The organism is Palleronia aestuarii, assembly GCF_003253995.1.
Lineage (GTDB): Bacteria > Pseudomonadota > Alphaproteobacteria > Rhodobacterales > Rhodobacteraceae > Palleronia > Palleronia aestuarii.
In genome coordinates this window covers 1-20,113 of the sequence record NZ_QKZL01000003.1, presented here as the reverse complement: position 1 = coordinate 20,113, position 20,113 = coordinate 1, and the positions used below count along the sequence as shown (strand labels likewise).

15 protein-coding genes are annotated in these 20,113 nt (G+C 64.6%); 14 read left to right on the top strand and 1 reads right to left on the bottom strand.

The annotated features are described in order from the left end of the window. Positions 1–102 precede the first annotated feature (102 nt). Positions 103–2,415 (top strand): PAS domain S-box protein, encoded by a 2,313-nt coding sequence (locus LX81_RS04165; RefSeq protein ID WP_111536048.1) that lies wholly within the window; start codon positions 103–105, stop codon positions 2,413–2,415. A 16-nt stretch (positions 2,416–2,431) separates the two neighbouring features. Next, the gene (locus LX81_RS04160) at positions 2,432–2,821 is read left to right on the top strand and encodes a response regulator (protein WP_111536047.1); all 390 of its coding nucleotides are present in this window, start codon (positions 2,432–2,434) and stop codon (positions 2,819–2,821) included. Between the two features lie 240 nt (positions 2,822–3,061). Here LX81_RS04160 and LX81_RS04155 read toward each other — a convergent pair whose 3' ends face one another. Next, positions 3,062–3,949 carry a LysR family transcriptional regulator gene (locus LX81_RS04155; protein ID WP_111536046.1) on the bottom strand — a complete coding sequence of 296 codons (888 nt, stop codon included), beginning with the start codon at positions 3,947–3,949 and terminating at the stop codon, positions 3,062–3,064. A gap of 92 nt (positions 3,950–4,041) precedes the next feature. Between LX81_RS04155 and LX81_RS04150 the strand changes: the two genes are divergently transcribed. The 12 genes from LX81_RS04150 (at position 4,042) to LX81_RS04095 (ending at position 19,781) form a co-directional block, all read left to right on the top strand. Beyond that, complete coding sequence (locus tag LX81_RS04150) at positions 4,042–5,127, top strand: aldo/keto reductase (RefSeq protein WP_111536045.1); 1,086 nt, start codon at positions 4,042–4,044, stop codon at positions 5,125–5,127. Between the two features lie 463 nt (positions 5,128–5,590). Next, positions 5,591–6,655, top strand: a complete 1,065-nt coding sequence (locus tag LX81_RS04145) for a glycosyltransferase family 4 protein (protein ID WP_111536044.1) — start codon at positions 5,591–5,593, stop codon at positions 6,653–6,655. A 924-nt stretch (positions 6,656–7,579) separates the two neighbouring features. Further along, positions 7,580–8,536 carry a zinc-dependent alcohol dehydrogenase gene (locus LX81_RS04140; RefSeq protein WP_234822485.1) on the top strand — a complete coding sequence of 319 codons (957 nt, stop codon included), beginning with the start codon at positions 7,580–7,582 and terminating at the stop codon, positions 8,534–8,536. 9 nt (positions 8,537–8,545) lie between these two features. After that, entirely contained in the window at positions 8,546–8,941 is a 396-nt protein-coding gene (locus LX81_RS04135; protein ID WP_111536043.1) for a 6-pyruvoyl trahydropterin synthase family protein, read from the top strand. Positions 8,942–8,944: 3 nt separating this feature from the next. Beyond that, on the top strand, positions 8,945–9,727 hold the full coding sequence (locus tag LX81_RS04130; RefSeq protein ID WP_111536042.1) for a class I SAM-dependent methyltransferase: 783 nt from the start codon (positions 8,945–8,947) through the stop codon (positions 9,725–9,727). Beyond that, positions 9,720–10,556: a RibD family protein gene (locus tag LX81_RS04125; RefSeq protein WP_111536041.1), complete on the top strand. Its 837-nt coding sequence runs from the start codon at positions 9,720–9,722 to the stop codon at positions 10,554–10,556. Before LX81_RS04130 ends, LX81_RS04125 begins: the two co-directional genes overlap by 8 nt. Positions 10,557–11,095: 539 nt before the next feature. Then, a complete protein-coding gene (locus tag LX81_RS04120) occupies positions 11,096–12,010 on the top strand; it encodes a fatty acid desaturase (RefSeq protein WP_373280267.1) in 915 nt (304 codons plus the stop codon). 526 nt (positions 12,011–12,536) lie between these two features. Continuing rightward, positions 12,537–13,358 carry a transglutaminase-like domain-containing protein gene (locus LX81_RS04115; RefSeq protein WP_111536360.1) on the top strand — a complete coding sequence of 274 codons (822 nt, stop codon included), beginning with the start codon at positions 12,537–12,539 and terminating at the stop codon, positions 13,356–13,358. A 461-nt stretch (positions 13,359–13,819) separates the two neighbouring features. Further along, the gene (gene cls, locus LX81_RS04110) at positions 13,820–15,253 is read left to right on the top strand and encodes a cardiolipin synthase (RefSeq protein ID WP_111536040.1); all 1,434 of its coding nucleotides are present in this window, start codon (positions 13,820–13,822) and stop codon (positions 15,251–15,253) included. Positions 15,254–15,381: 128 nt separating this feature from the next. Further along, a complete protein-coding gene (locus LX81_RS04105; RefSeq protein WP_111536039.1) occupies positions 15,382–16,278 on the top strand; it encodes a mechanosensitive ion channel family protein in 897 nt (298 codons plus the stop codon). A gap of 411 nt (positions 16,279–16,689) precedes the next feature. Further along, entirely contained in the window at positions 16,690–17,100 is a 411-nt protein-coding gene (locus tag LX81_RS21835; protein WP_146259385.1) for a hypothetical protein, read from the top strand. After that, positions 17,097–19,781 carry an MGH1-like glycoside hydrolase domain-containing protein gene (locus LX81_RS04095; protein WP_111536359.1) on the top strand — a complete coding sequence of 895 codons (2,685 nt, stop codon included), beginning with the start codon at positions 17,097–17,099 and terminating at the stop codon, positions 19,779–19,781. The genes LX81_RS21835 and LX81_RS04095 overlap by 4 nt, the downstream gene beginning before the upstream one ends. The last annotated feature ends 332 nt before the right edge of the window (positions 19,782–20,113 follow it).

The window sequence follows — 20,113 nt, the reverse complement described above, 5'->3', positions numbered from 1 at the left end:
ATCAACTCGGAAACGCCGCCGGATTGCTCCAACCATCGAGAATGGCTACCGTGACGGCCAGCGTGCCGAACGAAACAAGCTTCCAGAGGTAGCGAGAAATGCATGCATCATTTCCCGACCGGTGACAGCCAGCAGGCGCGGCGCCTGCGCGAGCAGGACTGGAGCGTGTCATCACTGGGCCAGCCGGAACTCTGGCCCACATCCTTGCGAACACTGGTCAGTCTCATGCTGGATTCGCGTCAGGCGATGTTCCTCGTCTGGGGAGAACAACAGATCCTCCTCTACAACGACTCGTTGATACCGATCCTCGGGGATAGACACCCGGATGCTCTGGGGCGTCCGCTTCCGGAGGTCTGGCAGGAAATCGAAGCCGAGATGCGCCCGATCGTCGAAGCGGCCTGCGCCGGCACCGCGACACAGATTGACGACATCGAGGTGGTCGTCCGGCGCAACGGCCGCCCGGAGGAAACGCGTTTCAGCTTCTCGCTCACGCCGATCCGTTCGGAGCGAGGCGCAACCGACGGCTTCCTGTGCGTCTCCACGGAGCCAACCGAAGCTCTCAAGGCCGAGCCCGATCTCGATGCGCGGGCACGGGAGCGCGACCGGTTCATCCGTCTGACGGAGAACAGCCATGATTTCATCGGTATGGCCGACAGCGATGGACGCTTCTTCCATCTCAACGCATCCGCCCGCCGCCTCGTCGGACTGGAGAATGCGGACATCACGCGGATCGACATGGCGGAATGCTGCTCCGCGGAGGATGCGGGAACCTTCGTCGAACGGGTACGACCGGCACTTGCCCGACAGGGGCACTGGTCGGGTGAACTGACATTCAAGAACCTGCGAACCGGAGAGAAGATCCCGGTGCTCTACCACGTCCTGCCGATCACCGACGGCACCGGCGACACGATCGGCTTCGGCGCGGTGATCCGTGATTTGCAGGAGCGCCAGAAGATCGAGCAGGCCCTCATCCGCAACGAGGCCAAGTGGCGCGAGCTCTTCGAGACGCTCGATGAGGGCTTCATCCTGGGAGAGCTAGTGCGCGACGCCTCCGGCAATGTAGTCGATTGGCGCTACGAAGCGGTCAACGACGCCTGGTACGAACTCATCGGGACCACGCGCGGACGGGCTGAAGGCAGGACGATCCGCGAACTCTTTCCGGACATCGAAGACGAATGGATCTCCGACATAGCGACCGCCGTCGAAACCGGAGAAGCCGTTCGTTTCGCGAGGCCGGTCCGTACGCTCGGGCGCTGGTACGAGGGTGCGGTCCAGCATGCGGGAGGCGAACGCTTCACCGCCATCTTCCGGGAGGTCACCGATCGCATCTTCCAGGATCGTCGTCAGGCGGCGCTGTTGCGGTTCGGCGACGAGCTGCGCGATCTCGGTACGATCGAAGACATCGTACGAGTGGCGACGGACTGCATCTCGGAAGGCCTCGACGCGGACAGGTACGGTTTCGGCTTCGTGGATCAGGCTACGGAGACCGTCGACATACCTCCCGATACATGTGCGCCCGGCGTGGCGAGCATCGCCGGGCATCACGCCTTCCGGGCTTTCGGCTCATTCATCGAGGATCTGAAGCGGGGCGAGACGGTCGCGATCCCCGACGTGGCCACCGACCCCCGGACGCAGGCCTCCGTCGACGGCTTCGCCGCCCTCCAGATCCGCGCGCTCCTCAACCTGCCGATCCGCGAGAGCGGCCGTCTGGTTCTGGTCATGTTCGCACATGGAATCACGGCCCGGCCCTGGACCGACAACGAACTGCGCTTCGTGCAGCAGGTCGGCGACCGCCTGCAGGCCGCCATCGGGCGGCTACGGGCCGAGGCTCGGCAGATCACGCTCAACCACGAGCTGGCTCACCGCATGAAGAACACGCTCGCCATCGTGCAGGCGATCACGACGCAGACCCTCCGTCAGGCGGAGAGCATGGAAGCCGGACGCATCGCCATCGCCTCGCGCCTGTCCGCGCTCGCCCGCGCGCAGGACATCCTGACCCATACCTCGTGGGAGGAAGCAGATGTCCGCGCCGTGGTCAGCGCCGCCATCGAGCCCTATATCGGCGAGGGGGATCGCATCACCGCTTGCGGGCCCTTTCACCGACTGAGCGCGCAGCAGGCCCTCGGCCTCAGTCTCGCGATCCACGAATTGGCGACGAACGCCGCAAAGTACGGCGCGTTGTCGAGCGATGACGGCCGCATCGACGTATCCTGGTCACGGCGAGACGGCAAATTCGTCTTTCGATGGATCGAAATCGGTGGTCCGCCCGTTGCTATGCCAACACGGCACGGTTTCGGCTCCAAGCTGATCGAGCGGATCGTCGGCTCCTATTTCGACGGGACCGGTCGGCTGGATTTCGATCCCGGTGGCGTGCAGTTCGAACTAGTGGGGACGGCATCGTCTCTGACGTCCTGAGGGTGCTCTCTTCCGTATGTCCCGACTTCCCGATCCGCCCCGATACGCCGTCCTCGTCGTGGAGAATGACCCCGTCATCCGGGCCGAGGCGATGGACCTCGCGATCGAGGCGGGCTTCAAGGCCTACGGGGCGCGCGATGCCGAAAGGGCCATCCGGGCGCTGGAGCGGCACGACGAGATCCGCATCTGCTTTACGGATGTCGACATGCCGGGATCGTGCGACGGCGTAAGGCTCGCGGCGGCGGTACGCGAACGCTGGCCCCCGGTGGAGTTCATCATCGTTTCGAGCCAGGCGAAAGCGACACCCGACGAGATGCCGGCGCGGAGCGTGGCCTTCTCCAAACCCTATGACCCGACCGAGATCCTGCACGCACTGGGAAACTTCGGGCGACGGATCCAGGCCTGATCTCGTCGGGGTGGTTCGAGGGGTTCGTGTACCGCAGACGGGACGGTTCGCGAGGCATCAAACCGACGACGCGTCGCCGGTCAGGGTAGGCACCAAGGTTCACCGCAGCAGGGTCTAGAAGATGCCCCTTCCCGCCCGCATCCAGCGTTGCGGCACGATCCAGCAAATCGACACTTTAATCGTACCTCCTCGCGCTTCCTCCCTCATATCGTACAGGTGCGGAACGGCGCGGACCGGCGGCTAGCGCCTCAGGAAATCGATGAGGGCGCGCAGGGCGGGCGGTGTCTGCCGTCGGCTGGGATGATAGAGGAAGACCCCGTCGAAGGGGGGCGACCAGTCTTCCAGAACCGCCTCGAGCGTTCCCGAGGCGAGATCGCCCGCGATGTCGTCCTCCATGTGCAGGCTGACGCACCCTCCCCGGCGCACGAGCGCGAGGCCGAGATCGGTCGAGTTGCAGATCAGCGGCCCCTCGATCCGCTGGCGCACCCTGCGCCCCTCCTTTTCGAACTCCCAAGGGCTGATCCTGCCGGTGCTCATCTCGAGATAGCTTACGCAGGAATGGCCCCTGAGGTCGCGGGGATGGGTGGGACGGCCGTGGCGATCCCAATACTCCGGCGTAGCCACGACGAGATGCCGCAGCGCCGGTCCGACGCGCACCGCAATCATGTCCTTCTCGACATCCTCGCCGAATCTCAGGCCCGCATCGAAACCGCCCGAAACGATATCCTGAAAACCGTCGTCGACCGTGACTTGGACCGTGATCCCGGGATGGAGTGCGAGGAAGTCGGGCAAGCGGGACGTGAGATAGCCCGTGGCGATCCAGTGGAACGTGGTGATCCGCACGAGGCCCTCCGGCTCGTCGCGGAATGCGGCGAGTTCTTCAAGCCCGGCGTCGATCTCGGCAAGGGCCGGGTCGAGACGCGCGAGCAGAACCGACCCGGCCTCTGTCGGGGCCACGGAACGGGTCGAGCGGGCGAGCAGCCGCACGCCGATCCGTTCCTCCAATCCGCGTATCGCGTGGCTGAGCGCGGATGGCGATACGCCCAGTTCCGCGGCGGCGGCGGTGAAGCTGCGAGCCCGGGCCACGGCCGAGAAGCCGGCCAGATCATTGAGCGGTATCCGCGCCATTGCTGAACATTCCTCAGAAGCTCATCGCAGAGGTAGCCGCTAATCCGTCCCGGTGCAGCCTCTTATCTTCGGGTCAACAGAAGGAGATACCCATGCAGATGACCCATTATCGCCCCTTTGGCCGTTCCGGCCTGATCGTCAGCCCGATGGCGCTCGGAACCATGACATTCGGAGCGGGCCGTTGGGGCGCCGACGAACCCGCCTCCCGCGAAATACTCGACACCTATGTCGAGGCGGGCGGCAACCTGATCGATACTGCCGACGTCTACAGCGCCGGCGAAAGCGAAAAGATGCTGGGCCGGTTCCTGAAGGACAGCGGCCTGCGCGACCGGCTGGTGATCTCGACCAAATCGGGCTTTCCGAGAAGCCAGGGCACACCGCTGCACGGTGGCAACGGCGCCTACAACATCCGCCTCGGCATAGAGGGGTCGCTGAAGAGATTGGGGGTCGATCGGATCGACCTCTACTGGGTCCATGTCTGGGACCAGCTCACTCCCGCCGAGGAGGTACTGCGCACGCTGGCCGACGCGACCTCGCGGGGCGAGATCCTCTATTACGGATTTTCGAACACCCCGTCTTGGTATGTGGCCAGGGTCGCCACGCTGGCGGCCGCGCAAGGGTTGCCGGGGCCCATCGGCCTGCAATACGCGTGGTCGCTCGTCGAGCGGGGCGTGGAACTCGACATCGTGCCCATGGCACGGGCGTTCGGCCTCGGAATGATGCCATGGAGCCCCTTGGGCGGCGGACTGCTCACGGGCAAGTACGGGCGCGAGAAACTGTCCGCAGCTTCACAGGAGGTCGTGGTGCCCACCGCCGCCGACGCGGATACGGATCAACCGCGCGAACGTCTGAGCGGTGCGAACCCCTATGGCGGAATGCTGTTCACCGAGCGGAACTTCGATATCGTCGACATCGTGCGCGAAATCGCCGCCGAGCATGACGTATCCTTGGTACAGGTCGCCCTCGCCTGGCTTCTGTCGCGGCGGGCGACGACTGCGGTACTCCTCGGCGCGAGCAAGGCCGCGCAATTGCGAAGCAACATCGAGGCCATGTCCCTGCGCTTGACGGATGCCCAGATCGCACGTCTCGACGCGGCGAGCGCACCGCCTTCGCTCAATCCCTACTCCATCTTCGACCTGCCCCGCGAAATGCTCTTCGGGGGGGTTAAGGTGGAATGACCCCGATCCTGCGCACCCGCATTGGCGCACGTGATATGCTGCACCGCGCAAGCCTATTCCTCGGCGTCTTGCCGATGCGCAGGTCGTCCGTCGCTCCAACCGAAGAGCCCTTTACTTAGGAGCGTTCTCGCCTTCGAATTGGTGCCGAACGCGATGAATATCCGCGAAAGCACGAACCCATGGTTCAGGGCAGGCCACCGTGCCATCTTCAAACGCCAGCCAACCTGAACGGCAAAACGTCGTTTTCCGGCGTGATCTAAGGGCGCACCCCAGCCTGCGGGGTGCTCTCGACCTTCACCGAGCCGTGACTTGGAGTGAACGTGTACGCCGGGTGATCGAGCACCCTCGCGTTGACACCTGACCATTCCGGGCACGACATGATGGCTTCGGACGCCCTATCCGAATACACAATTCCGGAACCAGTCCGGCGTTGCGCCATCACTTTTTGCGGGAGGCACCCTTGATGAACCCCCGACGCGCCGCCTTTGCCGTTCCCGGCGATTTGACCACCCTCACGGGCGGCTACATCTTCGACCGGAAGCTGCTGGCAAGCCTGCGCGCGCTGGATCGTGACGTGACGCATATCGCCCTCGGCGCTTCCTTTCCCGACCCGACCCGGGCCGACATGCAGGACGCCGCGCGCCGTCTGGCGGCGGTGCCCGAGGATTGCCCGGTCATCATCGACGGGCTGGCGATGGGCGCGATGGACCATGAGGTCCTGACCGGCATGTCCGCGCCGATCGTCGCGTTGGTCCATCATCCCCTGGCCCTCGAAAGCGGGCTCTCCGCCGAACGCCGCGACCATCTCCATCGGACCGAGCTGAGGAACCTCGGGCAAGCGGCCCACATCGTCGTGCCTAGTCCGCATATCGGATCGCTGCTGGTTTCGGATTACGGCGTGGCCCAAGACCGCATCACCATCGCCCGGCCGGGCAGCGACCCGCGGTCCGGACAATCCGGGAAAAGCGACCCGCCGCTGATCCTGTCGGTCGGTATCCAGATGCCCCGCAAGGGGCACGACGTCCTGCTGAGGGCGTTGGCACGGGTGTCCGACCGGTCCTGGCAGGCGGTCGTGGCGGGCGCGCCGCTCGACACCGCCCATGCCGGGATGCTGGCGCGCCTCGTGGGTGACCTCGGGCTTGCCGACAGGGTGACCCTGGCCGGGCAAGTGCCGGGCGTGGAACTCACGCGCCTTTACGAACGGGCGCACCTCTTCGCGCTCGCCACGCGATACGAAGGCCACGGAATCGTCTTCGACGAAGCGATGGCCCATGGCCTGCCCATCGTGACCTGCGCCGTCGGCGCCGTACCTGATACCGTCGCTCCGGGCGCCGGAGTGCTGGTCCCGCCCGACGATCCCGACGCGTTCGCCGAGGCCCTCGCGTCGGTGCTCGACGACCCGAAGCGGCATGGGGACATGGCGGCGGCGTCCATCGCGGCGGGAGAGACGCTTCCGGACTGGGCCACCACCGCGCAGGTGGTCGACGACGTGCTGAGCCGCGTCGCTACAGGAGCGCTGACGCCATGAGCGAGAATGAGGGGAGGCTTGCAGCGCATCCGGCGAAAGAGGGTCGGACATAATGCGCTGATATGACCGGCTTTCGGTTCGGCGAGACGTTGAGGTACGCGGACCGTTTCGTCGCCGACTCGTACTGAGCGATAATCTCAAGAGCCCACTCCGTGCTCGCTTCCGTTCACTGTCATGATGTCCGGCTCATTGAACAAACCGGTGCCGCCTCAAGCAATGACCGATACCGGATCGTAGATCCGCCGGTCGGTACCTCGAACTTCTTGCACCGGATCGGGCCTCTGTCGCGGCAGGGCAGTACGCGGGCCTGCAAGAGCGAGAGTGATGACCGGGGGTCGTTGCGGACGGATGGTGCGTCGAACGAGATCGAAGCGTCGACGAGGTATGCGGGCTCAGCGGATCGTCGAAGACCCGGCGGCGGCATGGCAATGTATTTTGATCCTCGTGCGACCTGCATCGAGGACGCCGGCGCAGAACTGCTGCCCGGCAGGCATGATCACAAGATTATCATGGGTCACCAGCGCCCGCTCGAGATCGGGTGGATCATTCGATTAGAGGCTGTCCAGCATGGGTGAACACATCGACAGGACGGTCGAGCAATGCTGGGTGCCGGGGAGTGCATGCGGGTGCCGCACGCACCCGTATGTTTCGCCGATCCGCTAATTGGCCTATTATGCGTGCAATGAATAACGCAACACGGGGCTCCATGTCGCCAAGCCTGCCAATCGCCACCTGGATTCCGAACCCCACCTCCGACCGGCTAAGCCGACGGACCGTGTCACCCGCGGCAGCCCCACGACCGGTGGAATGCTTCAACGGCATCAGACCAGCATCGAAGGCGGCGCGGAAGGCTGGCACAGAAGCCTCGATCACTTCCGCTGGCGGCCGGCGAATGCCGCGTGCTGCGCCATCGGAACACCGGCCGTGAGGACATCGCCCGCGCTCTGGTGCATCGGCCCCGGGCGGGCCGAGGCGCGCCCCGGGCAAATGGGCGACGGCGTGCTCGTCGAGGCGCTTTACTCCGGCATCAGCCGGGGAACCGAACGGCTGGTCCTCCAAGGCCGCGTGCCCGAGAGCGAGCATGACAGGATGCGCGGGCCCGCGATGGAAGGCACGTTCCCGTTCCCGGTGAAATACGGCTACAGCGCTGTCGGGCGCGTGGCGGAGGGGCGGCTCGCCGGACGCACCGTCTTCGCGTTGCACCCGCATCAAACGCGCTTCCGGCTCCCTGAGGAAGCCCTGACACCGTTGCCCGACGGTTTGCCGCCGACCAGGGCGGTACTGGGCGCCAACATGGAGACGGCGCTGACGCTGCTCTGGGACAGTGGCGCGGGCCCGGGAGACCGGATCGCGGTCGTGGGCGCGGGTGTCGTCGGGGCGCTGACCGGTTACCTCGCCGCGCGGCTGCCGGGTGCCGAGGTGACGCTGGTCGACACCAATCCCGATCGCGCGGCTCTGGCGCAGGCCCTCGGCTGCACCTTCGCCGCCCCGTCCGCGGCACCCGAGGATTGCGATGTGGTCCTGCACCTGTCGGCAACGGGCGCGGGGCTTGAGACGGCCGTGAACTGCGCGGGTTTCGAGGCCACGGTGCTCGAAGGGAGTTGGTACGGTGCGGGCACGGTGCCCGTTCCGCTGGGCGGTGCCTTTCACAGCCGCCGATTGCGCATCGTGGGCTCGCAGGTCGGCCGGATCCCCACCGCGCGCGCGCCGCGATGGACCTACGCGCGCCGCCTTTCCAAGACGCTCGATCTGCTGCGGGATCCGGTGCTCGACATGCTCATCTCCGGTGAGACGGAATTCGCTGAACTGCCCGACGTCTACGCCGCGATCCTGTCGGACCCCGACACCCTGTGCCACCGCATTCGCTACGACACACAGTAAGGAGATACCATGTTCGCCGTCGAAGTCCGCGACCACATCATGATCGGCCATTCCCTTCCCGCGCCTGTCTTCGGCCCGGCACAGGGCATGCATGGCGCGACTTTCACCGTAGACGCGGCGTTCTTCACCGAGGGGATCGACGAGCATGGCCTCGTCGTGGATATCGGGCTGGCCACGCAGGCCCTCGCGGAAACGCTGGAGCCGCTGCGCTACAAGAACCTCGACGAGGTCCCCGAATTCGCGGGCAAGTTCACCACGACCGAATTCCTCTGCGGCCATATCTTCGAGACCCTCGCCGCTCAGGTCAGGGCGGGCAATCTCGGCGATGACGGCCGCGTGAAGAAGCTGCGCATCATGCTGCACGAAAGCCACCTCGCCCGCGCCTGGTACGAGGCGGAGATCTGAGGCGTGGGGTTCTCAGCCGAGTGGCTCGCCCTGCGGGACCCCGCCGACAGGGCGGCTCGCGACGTCGCGCTGTTGCAGCGGGCTGCCACCGCGGCGGGACCAGCGCCACTCGTCGTGGACCTTGGATGCGGCACGGGTGCGACATGGCACGCGCTCGCCCCGCTGCTGCCGGAGGACACGCGCTGGCGCCTCGTCGACAACGATCCCGCGTTGCTCGACATCGCGCGTGCCGTCGTGGGCGAGGCTGCCGAGTGCATCGTGGCCGATCTGGGCGACCTCGATGCGCTGCCGTTGGAAGGGGCCACATTGATCACCGCCTCGGCGCTTCTCGACCTGATGCCCGAGGCATGGTTGTCGGGCCTGGCCCAGCGCCTGGAAGCTCCATTCTACGCGGCCCTTTCATATGACGGGCGGATGGAATGGACGCGGCCTGATCCGCGCGACGACGCCGTGACCGCCGCGTTCAATTTGCACCAACGCAGCGACAAGGGGCTCGGCCCCGCTCTCGGCCCCGATGCCGTCGACCGGGCAGAGGCGCTGTTCGCCGCGCAGGGCTTCTCGGTCTTCCGTGCCGAAAGCCCCTGGCGTCTCGGTCCCGACATGGCGGAATTGCAGCACGAACTTACGCGCGGCATCGCCGTGGCGGCCTGCGAGACCGGCATGGCCGACGCCGAAAGCTGGCAACGCGATCGCCACGAGGCGGCGGATCGGTCAAGCTGCATCGTGGGCCATGCGGACTTCCTCGCCGTGCCCCCTGTCCGCCCACGGGAGACCGCGCATGTCTGAAACCGAAGTCACACCGCAGGTGTGGGACCGCCTCCTCGCGATCCGGCAAGGAACGGCGTGCAATTGCTGCGGCAATTGGACCGCGGGCGAGCGTGCGGCGCTGCGCCTCTACGCTCCGCTGGCACGGCGCGATCTCGGGCCGGTCGCCGTGGGGCAGATCGGGCAGTCGCTCGACGGCCGCGTCGCGACCGTCGCGGGCGATGCGCGCGACGTCTCGGGAAAGGACGGCCTCGCGCATCTTCATCGCATGCGGGCGCTGGTCGATGGGGTGATCATCGGCATTCGCACGGTGCTGCACGACTCGCCACGCCTGACCGTCCGGCTTTGCGAGGGGCGGAACCCGGCGCGTATCGTCATCGATCCGCGCGGGCGCCTGCCCGAGGATGCACCGGTGCTGAGGGATGACGGCTCAAGACGGATCGTCGTGCAATCCGTGGACCGGACATGGCCCGCAGGCATCACCGTGATCCGGTTGCCCTCGAACGACGGCCAGATCGATCCGGGCGAGATCATGACGGCGCTTCGTTCCGACGGCCTGCAGAACCTCCTCGTGGAGGGGGGCGGCCTCACGATCGCGGGCTTTCTCGAGGCCGGGCTGCTTTCGCGCCTGCAGGTCGCCATATCTCCGCTCCTGATCGGCGCCGGGCCGCAGGGACTGACCTTGCAAAACCCGGCCGAGAAACTCAGCGATGCGATCCGACCGTCGATGCAAACCTTCCTGTTGGGCAGCGATGTGGTCTTCGATTGCGGTCTCGTTCCGGAGGCCATGCAGGCGACCCGACCGATGCACCCGGCAACGGATTCCTGGAAGCTGGAGGCCAGACGATGACGATGGCGGCACGGACGGTGACGGAAAACAGGTTTGTCAGGGACGCTGCCGCACTCTTGGCGACGGTCGCACGGTCATCTCGGCAGATGCGCCTGCGACCCTCCCCGATCAGCCGACCGGGGCTTATGGAACCTGCATCGAACCCGCAGTGAGGACATCGTCGTATATCGTGGAGGAGTTCGGCGAGGCCCCGACCACGATGCGGTTGAAAAGAAATCGTAACGCGCACGGTGCACAGTGCATGGGACGATACCGCAAAGGACCGCGTGAGGCCGGAAACGCGCGGAGCACCCGTGCAAAATGTCTCATCTAACTTCCGGGACTGGAACGCGGCCCGGGTTCCCCGTAAGTGTCGTTCCGACGTGGCCGATCCATACCGGCCGCATCGGGACATTCGCGATAATGCGATCACCATATTGAAGGTTTTTCCTCCCCTGCCTGATCAATCCATTTCCGCCGGGAATCCGGCCTGGCCGTGGGTCCGGACCCTCTCGGGTTATCGCGATGCGCGGACCTGGCGCAGCTTGTTCGAACTCGTCGTGACCATTCTGCCCCTCGCGCTGCTGTGGGCCGCCGCCTGGTGGGCGCTGTCGCTCAGCGCCTGGCTGGCCGTGGCGCTGTCGTTGCTGAATGCGGGCTTCCTCGTGCGTCTTTTCGCGATCCAGCACGATTGCGGCCACGGGGCGTTCTTCAACAGCCGCAAGGCCAACGACTGGACCGGGCGGTGCCTCGGCGTCCTGACGCTGACGCCTTACGCGGTCTGGCGGCGCTCGCATTCCATCCATCACTCCACCGCCGGTCATCTGGAGCGCCGCGGCATCGGCGACGTCCACACGATGACGGTCAGGGAATACAAGTCCGCCTCCGCGCGGGCGCGCCTCGGCTATCGGATATATCGCCATCCTCTCGTCATGCTGGGGCTGTTCCCCACACTACTTTTCTGGGGGCAGAACCGCTTTCCCGGCTCCCTGAACGCGGGCTGGCAGTTCTGGGCGAGCGCAATGGGAACGAATGCGGTTCTCGCGCTTCTCATCGGTATCTTCGTGTCCCTCATCGGGATCGAGGCGATGCTGCTCGTCTATCTTCCGACCACGATCGCCGCGGCGACGATCGGCGTCTGGCTCTTCTATGTGCAGCACCAGTTCGAGGATACGTCTTGGGACGCAGGGGAGGACTGGCAGCTTCACGAAGCGGCGCTGCATGGCAGCTCGCATTACGACCTGCCTCCGGTACTGCGCTGGATGACCGCGAATATCGGCATCCATCATGTGCACCATCTGCACAGCCGCATCCCCTTCTACCGTCTGCCCGACGTCCTGCGCGACCATCCGCAGCTCGCCGGAACGGCGCGGATCACCCTGCGTGAGAGCATCGCCTGCTTGCGTCTGAAGCTCTGGGACGAGACCGGCCGCAAGCTCGTCAGTTTCGCCGACGCCGCGGCGATCCGGACGTGAATTCGGCGCCAGCGCAGGAGCACGAGGGGAACCGGTATCGGCGGCAACTCGACCGGTTGGCACCCTGACCGGCTGGTCCGCTGCGGGGCAGGTCTCGCATGCAGAAACGTACTGAGCCTATACGTAATGCAGTCGAAGGCGGGATTGCCGGTTGTGGATTAAAGCCTCAATCCGGCAAGACTCCGGATCGCGCCCCAGACTTACGCTCCGGCATCCTAACCCGGATACCTCGCACCTGCCGACCACTTCCGAGATCCAGATCACTCTTCTTGCCGCCACACCCGCGCTACCGTTCGCCGACATGGCCTTCTGACGAACCCTCGTCGACAACGACGAGAGCGACATGGTCATTGGCAACGGGTGGCTGGCGGTTCCTTTGTCCCTCGTGATGGTTTCCGCACGGACGCCATGCCCCTATCACGCGGCCCCCATTGCCAAGCCTCCGCATGCGTTCGATGATCGCCTCGTCCGATGGAAGCGGCGGACACGCGAGGCGCGGATGCAGCTTCACCGATTGGATGATAAGATGAATCAAGAGAATGCCCTCCCGACATCGACGGAGCAGAAGCTCCTGCAGGACATCGATGTCCACCTTGTCTACGACCTCGAGGGGGCGACGGATCTCCTGCTGCAGGTCGAGGTCCCGGATTTCGCCGATCAGCGGATAGAAGACGAGAAGATCGTCATTTCGGAGACCGAACACCTCTATCGCGTTTCCGCCGAGGACGGCATCGGGATGCGGCTCTGGATCCGGGCAGACGGTCGGTTCACCTACGATTATTCCGTCAGGGTCCATGTCGACCGGCCGTCCCTCGACCTCTCGATGCTGGATGCCGTCGCGCCGCACCTTCTGCCGGGAGACACGGTGCGGTACCTCATGCCGTCTCGCTATTGTCCCGCCGAACTTTTCCAGAGTTTCGTCGGCGCGGAATTCGGCCACCTGAGCGGCGGTGCCCGGGTGGTTGCCATGCGCGACTGGGTGCGGAGCGCGTTCAGCTACGTCCCGGGATCGAGCAACGCGCTCACCACCGCTCTCGACAGCTTCATGCAGCGGCAAGGCGTGTGCCGGGACTACGCGCATGTGCTGATCGCGCTCGTCCGCGCCTCGGCCATTCCGGCGCGTTTCGTCAGCGCCTACGCCCCCGGCGTCGATCCGCAGGATTTCCATGCCGTCGTCGAAGTGTTTCTCGACGGAACATGGCATCTCGTCGACGCGACGGGCATGGCCCCTGCCGACACAATCGCGCGCGTGGGTGTCGGCCTCGACGCAGCGGAGGTCTCGTTCCTCACGTCGTATGGACGGATCAGGATGGTGGAGCAGTCCGTGGCGTCCGTCGTCGTGTCCTGACCCGGCGTCGATAAGGACTGCTTTGGGCAAGCAACCCTGCCGCAACGCGGGGCATCATTCGCAACTTTTCGGGTTCGGGCTTCCACCGTATCGAAAGTGCTTGCCGAACGTGAGGGACCGTTTGTCGCCTGAAAATTTCGTCATCACGGCAGGCGGTCCGATCGAACTGGCGAGGCGTGGCGGCACCTGACGCGGTTTGCGTTTGGTAAGATGCTTATCCCGCCAATCGGAGAAAGGCCCAGCATCACACCGGGACTTGTCGAGCGGAACGGTCGCGAGCCAAGTTCCTAGAGAGTTCGGAAAGCTCGCACGAAGTCGGCAGAATCCGACATCCGGGTAGCCTCGTTCAGGAGTATACGAACGTATGCCGCCGCTGCTTGACTGCGATGGGATCAGTTGGAAAGCGGTGGGTGTCCTGACATCGGCAGGTGGCCGTATGTTATATTCACGGAGACTGCACATTGGCGACGGTCCTGCTCGTCCTCCATCTGTCGATCGTCACCGGGTTCACGCTCCGCATCCTGCTGCGGGATGATTATTCCCCACAGGCGCGCCTGGCATGGTTTCTCGTTCTGGCGGTGCTGCCATATGTCGGGGGTATCATCTATTTCCTCTTCGGCGCGAATGACCTCGGCAGGAGAGCGGACGAGCGGCACGAGAAGGTCTTCGCCCAGATCCGCGCCACGGAAACCCGTTTCATGGGTAAGAGCGACGATGTCGACCGACTGATCGATCCGCATTACAGGCCCGCCTTTCGATACGCCGGCTCCATAAACGGCTTTCATCCGGTTGCCGGAAACAGCGCCGACCTGATGGCGGACGCGGCAGCCACGACCGCGCACCTCATCGCCGATATCGACGCGGCCCGTCGCCATGTCCATGTCCTCTACTACATCTGGCTGGATGACCGGACGGGGACCGACGTCGCGCACGCGTTGATCCGGGCCGCAAAGCGCGGCGTCATCTGCAGGGCCATGGCCGACGGCCTGGGATCGCGCGCCATGATCAAGTCGCCGCTTTGGCAACAGATGCAGGAGGCGGGCGTGCGATTGGCCGTTGCCTTGCCGTTCGACAAGCTCATCCGCACGGTTCTGACCAGCCGCGTGGACCTGCGCAATCACCGCAAGATCACGGTCATAGACAGCACGATCACCTATTGCGGAAGCCGGAATTGCGCGGACCCGGAATTCCTTGTCAAAGCGAAATACGCTCCCTGGGTCGACGTAATGATGCGCTTCGAAGGCCCGATCGTCGCGCAGAACGAATTGCTGTTCCTAAGCGACTGGATGCAGGCGACCGGAGAAGGTCTCGATGATTTCAGCCCAGCCGCAAGCCCGGCCCGGGACGGATTTCCTGCGCAGGTCGTCGGGGTCGGACCGACCGAGCGACCAGGCGCCACCCCGCAGCTCTTCTCCACCCTCATCGCCTGCGCACAGGACAGCCTCACGCTGTCGACCCCGTATTTCGTACCGGATACGACGGTCCTGGAAGCCCTGTGTTCCGCGGCTCATCGCGGTGTCGAGACGACACTGATCTTTCCCAAGGTGAACGACAGCTGGATCGTCGCGGCAGCGAGCCGAAGCTATTACGGCCGATTGCTGTCGGCGGGCTGCAGGATACATGAATTCAAGGGTGGCCTCCTGCACGCCAAGACGCTGACGCTGGATGGAATGGTGACGCTTATCGGCTCGTCGAACCTCGACCTGCGAAGCTTCGACCTGAATTACGAAAGCAACATCCTCCTGCAGGACCGGGATGTGACCTCCGCCGTACGAGACCGGCAAAAGAACTATATCGAGCGATCCGATCCGGTAACGCGCGACACGGTCGCCGCCTGGCCCCGGTACCGGCGGGTCTGGAACAACGCGATCGCCACGGTCGGTCCCGTCCTGTAGGCGGCGCGGAAGGATGCGGAGAAGTCCGTCGGGATGGACGCCGGACAGGAAGTCTCCGCTGGAAGGCTATCGTCGCTTGTGCTTGATGAAGCCGGGGTTGCGCGCCCCGGAACGTCGAGGAGGATCCGATGACCTGGACAACGCTGGAAGGCTGGGCGGCGCATCTCCATCCCGACAAGTGGTCGGGTGCGTTGATCATCCTCATGCTCTTCCTGCTGGCCGGGCTGTTGCTGTCGCACCTGCTCAAGCGGACCATCAGACTGGTCGTCGCGCGCGACCACGACAACCGGCTCGACCGCATGTCCATCGGGTTCCTCTCGAAGGTCGCGAGCGCCTTCGTCTGGGTGCTGATCCTCATGCTCTACGCGCACATGATCCCGGCCCTCGACAAGCTCGCCACCGCGCTGCTGGCGAGCGTCTCGGTGGCCTCCGTCGTCTTCGGACTTGCCGCGCAATCGACCCTGTCGAATTTCGTGGCCGGCTTTAGCCTGATCTTCTACCGCCCGTTCCGGCTGGGCGACAAACTCCAGATCAGCGCGCCGACCGGCGTCGAGACCGGCATCGTGGAAGACGTGTCGCTCGGCTACACGATCCTGCAAACCTACGACAATCGCCGGGTCATCATCTCGAACTCCTCGATCTCGAGCGCGACCATGGTCAACCTGTCCGCCACGGAACGGCGGACGATGGCGATGATCCCGATCTCGGTGGGATACGATTCCGATATCGATGCGGCGCGGGCGTTGATCCTGGACGTCGCAGCGGGCATCCGCGAGATCGAGGACGTCGTCAGTTGCCCGGTCGTCAATCTGGGCGGCTCCAGCGTCGATTTCAGCCTGCGCGTCTGGTGCGCGGATTCCGGCGTCGCGGCGGGGGTCCAGAACACCGTGTTCGAAGCGGTCAAGAAGCGCTTCGACGCGGCCGGAATCGAGATCCCCTATGCCTACCAGAACATCCTGATCAAGGAGGTGCCGGCAGCACCGCGTCGAGAAGAGCGCGGCAAGACCGACCGATCGGGGTCGTGACAGCCAGATCGAACCGTCTGCTTCCACTTGGTCGAGCGTGGGCATCGACCGGATCAGCCGAACCTGCGTGAGGGCCGTTGGCGCTGGACCGATATCGCGAGGCCGACCCCGGAAGTGATCGGACAGTGTGTTAAACGTCCGGTCATAAGCGGGAGCAAGTGAACCACGCTGAAGCTCCCCATTCCTGTGGTATCTCTGTCGGTCTGCGTAAGAAGGAGCATTGCCGTGAATGCCGACGCCAGCCGGGACACGGGGTGTCACCGAACCCAGCATTCCACTTTGAATTGCCTTACTAAGGGGGCCTTGCCGCATAGATTTCCTTCGGTATTAAACCGGTGACGTATGCTGCCGAAATCGTACCCGGTGTTCTCGTTTCGACGATGCCTGTGGACGTATCTGATGGGATCCCACATGCCGACGAACGGTCTACCGGAAAGATCGCAACCGGATCATGCCGCGGCGATGGTATCCACACTGCAGATCTCCGGAGCAAGGCTGGCTTTGACAATGCGATTTAATATTTCTTCACCCTACAATCTCGTCTCGCCCCTCATTGCTCGTCTCGGCACGACAGGCCTACTCAATGAGCTGAAGGGGATGTTCCGGCGGATGGTGTCCGAAGAGTACTCCAGCCACGATCTCGCTTCGGCAATCGAGCACAACGCAGCGACCGTCTTCGTCGCGCAGGGTGCCCGAGCGTTTCGCAAAGGTCCATTCATGGGCGAGAAGCCCGTACCGAGCATTCTCGCGATCCCCTTCGCCCGCAGCTTCTGCGAGCCGATCCGGCTTTCCGAACTTGACGCATGGGCCGAGGCACGATGAGCGCTCCACGGCCCGGCGCGCCGATCCTCGAAACCGTGGAAGGACAACGCATTCGGGATGCGGACGCGACCGAATGGCGACGTTGGGGCCCCTACCTGTCCGAGCGGCAATGGGGAACGGTGCGCGAGGATTACAGCGCGGACGGGGATGCCTGGTCCGCCTTCCCGCACGACCATGCCCGGTCCCGCGCCTATCGCTGGGGCGAGGACGGTATCGCGGGCTTCTGCGACGAGGAGCAGACCTGGTGCCTGTCGCTCGGCCTCTGGAACGGTGCGGATCCGATCCTGAAGGAGCGTCTCTTCGGATTGACGAACGCGGAAGGCAATCATGGTGAGGATGCCAAGGAACTCTGGTGGCACCTCGATGCCGTGCCGAGCCACGCCTGGCAGCGTATGCTCTACCGCTATCCGCAGCGCGCCTTTCCCTATGCCGACCTCGTCGAGGAGAATGCGCGACGGCGGGGGACGGACGCGCCGGAATACAAGGTCGAGGACACCGGCATCCTGTCCGACGACAGGTTCTTCGACATCGAGATCGCGTATGCCAAGGCCGGGCCGGACGACGTGCTCATGCGCGTTACCGTACTCAATCGCGGTCCGCAGACGGCCCGCATCCACGTCTTGCCGCAGCTCGTCGCCCGCAACACCTGGAGCTGGACCGAGGATCACGACAAGCCGATGATCGCGCCCGATCGGCCGGGAACGGTTCTGGCGCGGCACCCCCGCAAACCGCCGCTTCGCCTTGAGGCGCTTCAGGATGTCCGCTGGCTGTTCTGCGAGAACGAGACCAACAAACACCGTCTCTACGGCATCGGCCCCGAGGGGCCCTTCAAGGATGCGATCAACGACCATGTTGTCGCCGGCATGGCGGAGTTGCCCGGGTCCGGGACGAAATGCGCGGCGTTGTCCGAGCACGATATCGAAGCCGGGGGATGCGTGACCCTGCGCTACCGCCTCTGCCCCGCCTCCGCGGAGAACATGGATGACGCGGCGTTCGACAGGGTCCTGCGCGACCGCGCGGGGGAAGCGGACGCATTCTACGACGCGCTTCAGCAGGGAATCGACGATCCGGACGAGCGACTGGTCCACAGACGGGCCCTGGCCGGCCTTCTCTGGTCCAAGCAGGTGTACCGTTATGACGTGAAGCGCTGGCTCGACGGCGATCCGGCGGGCCCCGTCCCACCATCCGAGCGGCGGCGCGGTCGCAATGCGGACTGGACGCATCTCGACAATGCCGAGGTGATCCTGATGCCGGACACCTGGGAATATCCCTGGTATGCCTCCTGGGATCTCGCTTTCCATGCCATGGCGGCCGCGTCCGTCGATCCGGCCTTCGCCAAGGATCAGCTCCTGCTTCTCACGCGCGAATGGTACATGCACCCGAGCGGACAGTTGCCGGCCTACGAATGGTCGTTCTCCGACGCCAACCCGCCGATCCATGCGTTCGCCGCCCTGCGGGTCTATCGCGCCGACGCGGCGCTGACCGGCCGGGCCGACCGCGCGTTCCTCGAAAGGGTCTTCCACAAGCTGATCGCCAATTTCACCTGGTGGGTGAACCGGAAGGACGCGTCGGGCCGCAACCTGTTCCAGGGGGGATTTCTCGGTCTGGACAATATCGGGGTGTTCGACCGTTCCGCCCCCGTTCCCGGAGGTGGCACCCTCGAACAGGCCGACGCGACGGCCTGGATGGCGATGTATGCGCTCAACATGATGCGGATGGCGCTCGAGCTGGCCGAGGAAAATCCCGCCTACGAGGACATCGCCTCGAAGTTCTTCGAGCATTTCCTGTCGATCGCGTCCGCCATGACCCATCTGGGGAAATCTGAGGCGGAGAAGGACACGGGCGAAGGCGGCGACGGCCTGTGGGACGAGGAGGACGGCTTCTTCTACGACGTTCTGGTATTGCCGGACGGCTCCACGACGACCCTCCGCGTGCGGTCTCTGGTGGGCCTGATTCCGCTTTGCGCCGTCGAAGTGCTCGACGGTGATCTTGCGCAACGCCATCCGGCATTTGCCCGACGCCTCGACTGGATGCTGCGGCGTCGGCCAGACCTGACGGAACAGGTTTCGAGATATGCCGAGCCGGGACGGAACGACCGCCTGCTCCTGTCGCTCCTTCGGCGACACCGCATGACGGCGGTTCTGGCACGGATGCTCGACGAGACCGAATTCCTGTCGCCGTTCGGAATACGATCCTTGTCGAAGGCGCATGGCAGAGCTCCGTTCGCGATCTCGATCGGCGATCGGAGTTTCTCGGTAGATTACGAGCCCGGCCCCTCGCAGAGCGGCCTTTTCGGTGGGAATTCCAATTGGCGGGGGCCCATCTGGATGCCGCTCAACTTCATGCTGATCGACGCGCTGCGCGAGTTCGAACGCTTCTACGGCACCGACATCCAAGTCGAATGCCCGATGAAATCCGGGCAACCTGTCGGCCTTGGAGGGATTGCCGACGAACTCTCGCGCCGGCTATGCGCCCTGTTCCTGAAAGACGCCGAAGGCCGGCGCCCGTTCAATGGTGGTCCGGCGCCGACGGGTGGAGCCGAGGAGGAAGAACTCATCCAGTTCAACGAATTCTTCCATGGCGAAACGGGCCGTGGCCTCGGCGCCTCCCACCAGACGGGGTGGACGGCATTGGTGGCCCTCCTCATCCAGCCGCCTCGATCCGTTTTCGCGCCCCGCTGAAGGAACGGGCATTGGGATTGAGTGCCGTGATGTGATGGCAAACTGTCATTGCCTAACAAGAAGGGCGGGATACTGGGCTATTCCGTTCGCTCAAGCCGAGGCTCCGTTTTCCGCATTTCGAATAATGTAGCTCAGCGAAACTCGATGCATCCCGAGCCTAGGCTCCAGATTCATTAAATTAGAGCCAGACTGACCTGCCACGGGATTTTCCCTCCACCGTCGATTAGAGTCCGCCCTAACTTGAGGACGGACAATGAAGCGAACGAGCTTCACGGACGAGCAGATCATCGGCATCCTTGGCGAGCACGAGGCAGGCGCGAAGTGCGCCGATC

Bases quoted from the DNA above. Each gene is read 5' to 3' on its own strand.
- LX81_RS04105 (WP_111536039.1), top strand. From the start codon at position 15,382: ATGACCTGGACAACGCTGGAAGGCTGGGCGGCGCATCTCCATCCCGAC.
- LX81_RS04150 (WP_111536045.1), top strand. From the start codon at position 4,042: ATGCAGATGACCCATTATCGCCCCTTTGGCCGTTCCGGCCTGATCGTC.
- LX81_RS04145 (WP_111536044.1), top strand. From the start codon at position 5,591: ATGAACCCCCGACGCGCCGCCTTTGCCGTTCCCGGCGATTTGACCACC.
- LX81_RS04095 (WP_111536359.1), top strand. From the start codon at position 17,097: ATGAGCGCTCCACGGCCCGGCGCGCCGATCCTCGAAACCGTGGAAGGA.
- LX81_RS04125 (WP_111536041.1), top strand. From the start codon at position 9,720: ATGTCTGAAACCGAAGTCACACCGCAGGTGTGGGACCGCCTCCTCGCG.
- LX81_RS04165 (WP_111536048.1), top strand. From the start codon at position 103: ATGCATCATTTCCCGACCGGTGACAGCCAGCAGGCGCGGCGCCTGCGC.
- LX81_RS04115 (WP_111536360.1), top strand. From the start codon at position 12,537: ATGAATCAAGAGAATGCCCTCCCGACATCGACGGAGCAGAAGCTCCTG.
- LX81_RS04155 (WP_111536046.1), bottom strand. From the start codon at position 3,949: ATGGCGCGGATACCGCTCAATGATCTGGCCGGCTTCTCGGCCGTGGCC.
- LX81_RS04160 (WP_111536047.1), top strand. From the start codon at position 2,432: ATGTCCCGACTTCCCGATCCGCCCCGATACGCCGTCCTCGTCGTGGAG.
- LX81_RS21835 (WP_146259385.1), top strand. From the start codon at position 16,690: ATGCCGACGAACGGTCTACCGGAAAGATCGCAACCGGATCATGCCGCG.
- LX81_RS04135 (WP_111536043.1), top strand. From the start codon at position 8,546: ATGTTCGCCGTCGAAGTCCGCGACCACATCATGATCGGCCATTCCCTT.